This is a genomic window from Desulfosediminicola sp. (assembly GCF_048381775.1).
In the GTDB taxonomy this organism is placed as follows: domain Bacteria; phylum Desulfobacterota; class Desulfobulbia; order Desulfobulbales; family Desulfocapsaceae; genus Desulfopila; species Desulfopila ganghwensis.
In genome coordinates this window covers 1-6,815 of sequence record NZ_JBLXGE010000032.1, presented here as the reverse complement: position 1 = coordinate 6,815, position 6,815 = coordinate 1, and the positions used below count along the sequence as shown (strand labels likewise).

At 50.3% G+C, this 6,815-nt stretch carries 4 protein-coding genes; 1 reads left to right on the top strand and 3 read right to left on the bottom strand.

The features are described 5' to 3' along the window. A partial coding sequence (locus ACN5NT_RS23775; protein WP_419177128.1) for a twin-arginine translocation pathway signal protein occupies positions 1 to 432 on the top strand: 432 nt, incomplete at its 5' end. On the opposite strand, the gene ACN5NT_RS23770 is transcribed toward ACN5NT_RS23775, so the two are convergent. From ACN5NT_RS23770 to uca, 3 genes are read right to left on the bottom strand one after another with little or no spacing between them, the layout of a single operon-like run. Continuing rightward, positions 433 to 1,329 carry an MBL fold metallo-hydrolase gene (locus ACN5NT_RS23770; RefSeq protein ID WP_419177127.1) on the bottom strand — a complete coding sequence of 299 codons (897 nt, stop codon included), beginning with the start codon at positions 1,327 to 1,329 and terminating at the stop codon, positions 433 to 435. Between the two features lie 22 nt (positions 1,330 to 1,351). After that, the gene (gene atzF / locus ACN5NT_RS23765) at positions 1,352 to 3,142 is read right to left on the bottom strand and encodes an allophanate hydrolase (protein ID WP_419177126.1); all 1,791 of its coding nucleotides are present in this window, start codon (positions 3,140 to 3,142) and stop codon (positions 1,352 to 1,354) included. Continuing rightward, positions 3,135 to 6,734 (bottom strand): urea carboxylase, encoded by a 3,600-nt coding sequence (gene uca / locus ACN5NT_RS23760; protein ID WP_419177125.1) that lies wholly within the window; start codon positions 6,732 to 6,734, stop codon positions 3,135 to 3,137. The genes atzF and uca overlap by 8 nt, the downstream gene beginning before the upstream one ends. Positions 6,735 to 6,815 lie beyond the last annotated feature (81 nt).

Below are 6,815 nucleotides of genomic sequence, written 5' to 3'. Positions count from 1 at the left end.
TGGGGCTTCAAGTTGGTACCCCTTAGTCCGGAAATAGTGGATCTCGATTACGCTGCTTACATGTCATCGATTGAGCACTTGCAAAAGACTTTTTCCCGCAGTGGCAACTGGCCCCGTGAAGGCATCACCGAAGAAGAGGCTATGCAAGACATGTTGAATGAGCAGGGACGTTTCGAACGTCGCGAATCGTTCGCCTATGGTGTACTCACACAGGATGGTGAGCGAGAAATGGGCAGTGTCTACGTCAGGCCTAGCAGCAAACCCGGATATGATGCCCAGGTGACAATGTGGGTCACCCAGGCCGATTTTGATGCAGGATTTGATGAGATCCTTTTCGAATGGACAGAGATGTGGATAGAGCAGAGCTGGCCATTTGCGAACGTCGCGTATCCTGGAAGAACAATCGACTGGGCTACTTGGGACGAGCTTTAATCAATTGACTGGCCAGATGACGAAACTGCCTAAATAGGTTCTTTCTGGTGCCTCAAGCGACATGAGAGTTTCATGGAGCTTGAGGATATCAGAAGGTGCTAAAGGAAGTGGGTGCTCATTTGGCTGGTAGGTAGTGCGAATGGGATAGTCGACGTTTGCATCTGCCGTCATTTCAATATGTGTTCCCAAAACATAAGACACTGGCTTTTCTTGTATCCATGCATTCAGCCTAGCAATGCTGGCTCGATAGGTTGACCAATTTCTGACGTATAATCTGCCAGGGTAAAGCGTGTCGCCAGTGACAGCAAACTGGGACACCGGGTCGTAATAAGCGAGGTCGTCATCTGCATGACCAGGGATCGGTAAAAGGCTTATGGTGCGCCCCCCGAGTTCAAGCTCAGCTTGCTCCTCCGGCCAATTTTCAAAACCGAAGAACGACTGCACAGCATCCGCTCCCAAACCGACAAGACTCGTATCTTCCTGCTCTGAAAAGGCGCGATCCCCCTTTATATGATCACCATGACCATGGGAGTGGGCAACAATAAGTGGCAAGTCGGTGATCTTTCTGACAGCTGCAAGTAAGCTGGTACCACCCTCTTCGGTGGCACCAGTATCTATCAGCAAAGACCTTTCAGTTCCAATAAAAAGATAGACGAATGGCGCTTCATAATTGGAGCACTTATTCTGTCTAAATATGATGGTGTTGCTTTGGTAGCGCACTTCCTGCCACTGCACATATTCTGGCTCTGCTCGAGCCGCCTCGCAGTCTTGCGCCCCATGGATCCACGAAAGACTGTTGAGATCGGTATCGGCTTGGGCATGGCCTCCCTGAAGAAGGAGCAAAGAAATGGCCAGTGAAGAAAACCTAGCCACGCTTGGGGACTGAAATTTGATCATTGATAGCTCCTTGTGCACAGTTTTATTTTTCTGCCAGATAGGCTCTCCACCCACCAAAATGTGAAATGTCTTGGGCATCAGCAATTCCACCTTCTTCACAAATAAAGCCCGGAAGGCTTTCCCCTGTTTCCAGAGCTACCTTGCCGATTCCAAGTGGTGACGGAATACCCGCTACAAAACTGCCAAACTCGGCCATCGGCATTTGCCAGACTTCCACTTCAATGGCGCAGCCGGCTTCTTTTTGAACAAGCGCAGGGCGCTTTCCATCCGGAAGTGCGAACAAGGCATAGGCCTGGGTTGTACGGGTTTTCATTTTAAAAGTGGCACCGCGGTCCTGTAGTTGCCAATTTAGCGGTTGCCCCGATAAATGCGCACCACACACAACAACTGCCACTGACTCCTCAGGGGCAGTGCGGGCGGATTCTACTGGTTGCGGGTGCAAGGAATGTGGCGTGGCGCCTAATGGAAGATTGAGTTGTCTCTGTAATGCGCCGGCGAAACTCAATAAACGAATATCGGTAAAGGCTCGACTAAACAGAGTCACTCCCCAACTCACTTGTGAACTCAATCGTCCAACCGGGATAGCAGTGGCAGCGTAGTCGAGTAGGTTCATAAAATTCGTGTAGGTGCCAAGCTTAGAATTTAATGCAACGGGTTGTTCTGCTATCTCAGATCTGAGGTAGCAAGTGGGGGTTGTTGGCGTCATTACAAAGTCAACTTTATCCAGCTCGCGATCGCAGATTCGTTTTAATGCTTGCAGTTTATACTGGGCATCAAACACATCGGTCACTGCAAAGTTTTGCGTTGTCGCCAGGATGTCCTGAATAACCGGTAGCATAGCATCGGGGCTGACATCCTGTGTTGCCCAAGCACGCTCTGCGACCCAAGGGCCTTCATATAACAGACGCGCTGTTTTCATGAAAGGCTCAAAATCAAGCGTAACGGATTGGCCACCAAGTGCATCGAGCTGTTCGCAAGCATGATGAAACAATTTTTCTGCATGTGCATCATCAAATTCCAGTTGAGCAGGAATTCCGTAGTTAAAGGCTCTCGGTTTTTTATCACTCCAGTAGGGTTGTGTATTGAAGGCGATGTTTTTTCGAGAGTAGGGATCGTTGTCATCTGCGAGCGTTGCGACGTCGAATACTTGTACAGCGTCTTCTGTGGTTAACGCAAAAATGGACACACAGTCCAAAGACTTACATGCAGGCACGACTCCGCAGGTACTCAGTAAGCCTTTCGTCGGTTTATGACCGATCAAGTTGTTGAAAGCAGCAGGGACTCGTCCTGACCCTGCAGTATCGGTACCTAGTGCAAAAGAGACTTGGCCTAGCGCTGTTGCTATGGCCGAACCCGCACTGCTGCCGCCACTGATATAGTCTGGGTTAAAGACGTTCTTGCCTTCACCATAAGGAGAACGAGTCCCCACAAGACCTGTGGCAAATTGATCAAGATTGGTTTTGCCCAGTGGTATAGCACCGGCGTCAATCAACAGATCAACAACCGTTGCCGATTGCTCTGGCGTGTAAGTAAATGCTTCACAGCCTGCGCTGGTTGGTACATTTTTAAGGTCGATATTGTCTTTGATTGCAAAAGGGATGCCCCAAAGTGGAGACTCTTCCATGGGTTTGAGTTTGAGGGCATCCAAATAGACTTGGAGCTCTTCTTCACTTAACAAGTGAATCCATGCATTAAACTGACCTTGGGCCAGAGCCTGGGTGCGAAGCTTGGCAATTAAGGATTCTGGCGTTTCCCTTCCATCGGCATAAGCCTCGTGTACTTGTGCTATGCGCAAATCTACTATCTCAGTCATCGTTAGCCCCTTTGTTTTGTTCAAGCCATATCAGGCACTGGCCAGCGTGGACATCATGTCCTTCGCCAACCAAAATCTTGGTTATTGTTCCTGCGTGTTGAGCATGAATTTCGATTTCCATCTTCATGGACTCTAAGATCATCAGCGTTTGTCCTGCACTGACACTCTCGCCTTCCTCCACCTCAACTTTCCAGACATTGCCAGATACTGAGCTATCGATCGGTAATACACCTGCGGGGATTTCACTGATATCGGCGTTACTTTCATTCGTTTCGGGAGGCGTGAAGGTAAACTGGCCGTTATCGCGCCAACGCTGTAACTCTTCCTCAAAAGCCTTTTCTCGCATTTCCATGAATGTCGCTATGCTGTCTTTATTCTCCGTCAGCCCGCTTTCGTATTGAGATAGCGAAAACTCGGTCTCTTCGATGCGCAGAGCGACCTGGCCTTTGGGCAGGTCGCGTCGGAACTGCGCGAGCTCATCAGCGCTAACTTCGTAGAAGCGAATCTGATCGAAGAAACGCAGCAACCACGGCTGCGAGAATTCGGCTGTCTTTCTGTAACGGTTCCACATCTGCGATGTCCTGCCGACAAATTGATAGCCTCCAGGACCTTCCATGCCGTACACACACATGTAGGCACCCCCAATACCGACGGAGTTTTCTGCCGTCCAAGTTCGGGCCGGATTGTATTTGGTTGTAATCAATCGATGTCTCGGGTCAACGGGTGTGGCAACGGGAGCGCCTAGGTAAACATCACCAAGCCCCATCACAAGGTATGAGGCGTTGAAGACAATCTCTTTCACATCGTCGATTGACTCTAGGCCATTCATGCGCCGGATAAATTCCAAATTGCTCGGGCACCATGGCGCATCAGCGCGCACAGATTGCATGTATTTTTTTATGGCCAGTTTGCACGCTTCGTCATCCCAGCTAAGTGGAAGATGAACGATGCGACTGGGGACTGCCAGGTCACCAGTGGTCAGCGATTGCGCTGTCTCTTCGATGATAGTTAGTAATTGCGACAACTGGATTTTTTGGCTGTCGTAATGCACTTGCAAGGATCTAATGCCGGGAGTGAGCTCTCTGACGCCGGTAATACCACGTTCTTCGAGTGCCAGCATCAGGGCATGCACACGAAAGCGGCGCGGAATATCCAGCACCATAGGACCTACTTCAATAAGCAGAAAATGGTCACCTGCTAGGCGGCAGACCAATTCGTCGTCTTCCCATTGCATACGTTTAACAATGGGAGTACCAAGATCATCAAGTGCAGGGTTGCAGTCAGCGAAAGGAAGCTGGCTTTGCTCAATGGCAGTAAGTTGCGCAGCTTCTGCAGCCACTGCTGCCTCATAGCTAACAGGAACAAATTTAAGACTTTGTCCGGCAGAAAGTTGTCCGAGCTTCCATAGGTCTGCAGTGATGACCGTGGCTGGACATACAAAGCCGCCGAGAGAAGGCCCGTCCGGCCCAAGTATCACTGGCATATCGCCAGTAAAATCGACCGTCCCAAAAGCATAGGCGTTGTCATGAATATTGGAAGGGTGCATGCCAGCTTCGCCGCCAGAGGGTCTTGCCCAGGCAGGCTTAGGACCTATTAGGCGCACACCCGTTCGGCTTGAGTTGTAATGGACTTTCCATTCGCTGGCAAAGAACTCACTAATGTCCGCATCAGTGAAAAAGTCCGGGGCGCCATGTGGACCATATATGACGCGCAACTCCATCACCTCTGGAATTTCCGGAACGGCAAGTGCAGCAGAGGCAACAGTGTCAGGTGAAGTCAGGTGCAGAACATCACCTGTTCTCAAGGCGCGACCAACATGCCCGCCAAACTGACCGAGCGTGAAAGTGGACTTTGATTCCAGATAAGAGGGAACTTGAATCCCTTCCGCAATGGCAAGGTATGCACGGGCACCTTGGCCAAGCACTTTTCCGAAGGCCAAGACCTGACCTGCAGACACGGGAATTGTTTTATAGCACGGTACCGACTGCCCATCGAGCGTAGCCTGCATGTCAGCGCCGGTGATCGCAATAACGGTATCGGATTGAAACTGTAACGTAGGCCCGCTTAATGTCATTTCTAGAGCAGCGGCATCGGTTGGATTGTTTAACAGCTTGTTAGCGAGACGAAATGACACAGAGTCCATGGGGCCTGAAGGCGGCACACCTACATGCCAATACCCCTGACGGCCGGGGTAGTCTTGAATAGTGGTTTGAGTGCCTGCGCTCAAGACACGCAATGAATGAGATTGAAGCGCATGAGATGCCAAAGTCTTGGTCAGCAATTGTCCTTGTTTAGCCAGATCTGTCGAAAGCACTGAAGCGACATAGGCCAAGTTTGTTTCTATACCGTACACACGCGATTGCTGGAGCACCTCGATCAATTTGATCAATGCGTCCTCACGGGTGCCGCAGCAAACAATCAGCTTGCCTAGCATCGGATCAAACAGGGAGGGGACTTCAATGCCTGATTCCACCCAAGTGTCTACACGTAAATAGTCAGCAGTTGGAAAGAACACGTCCGACAGTAAGCCGGCGCTGGGTTGGAAGTCCTGCGCGGCATCCTCAGCATACAGACGCACCTGAATCGCGTGACCCGAAGGGGCCAGGTTCGATCCAATTGAGTCCAAGGGCTCCATTTCATTGGCGGCAAGCTTGAGCATCCACTCGACCAAGTCAACATTGTAAACTTCCTCGGTAACCCCATGCTCAACCTGCAGGCGGGTATTCACCTCTAGAAAGTAGAACGATTGCGCATCCACATCGAATATGAACTCAACGGTGCCAGCGTTTCGATACTGGACAGAGGCCATCAAGGTTTCGGCCGTACGATGCATGGCTTCGCGCAAGTCCTGACTTAAATTGGGAGCAGGGCATTCTTCTATTACTTTCTGGTTTCTGCGTTGAGCGGAGCAGTCACGCTCACCGAGGGCGATTGCATTACCTTTACCATCGCCAAAAATCTGCACCTCAATATGACGGGCATTGACGATAAATTTTTCCAGAAACACGGTGTCGTCCGAAAAATAATTCGCACTCATGCGTTTCACACTGTTCCAGGCACGTTTGAGGGCATCGACGTCGCGACATACCTGCATGCCGATACCGCCACCTCCGGCGCTGCTTTTGAGCATGACTGGAAAGCCGACTTGTTCAGCCCAAGAGACGGCGCTTTCAACATCGTCGAGTACAGGAGAGCCAGGCAACATGGGGACATCGGAATTTTGTGCGGCTTCGCGAGCGAGATGCTTGAGACCAAAAACATTCATTTGTTCCGGCGTCGGCCCGATGAAAACAAGTCCATGGGACTCACATTTTTCAACAAATGTTGTGTTTTCGCTGAGAAAGCCATAACCAGGGTGGATCGCCTCGGCTTGGTTTTCTTTGGCTATTTGTATGATTTTTTCCTGATTCAGGTAGGTCTCTGCAACAGAGCCTCCGCCCAGGTTTACCGAAATATCAGCATGCTGTACATGCAAACTGTCTTGGTCTTTCTCGTGATAGACAACAACAGATTCGATATCCAATTTTTTAAGCGTGCGAATAATGCGAGTGGCTATAGCGCCACGATTGGCAACAAGTACTCGTTTGAACATGATGATTCTCTGTCTGACGTGGGTCGTCCCAAGATTACTGAAAACGCCAACAGGTCGTCCTGCGCGTTATTGAATTTACAG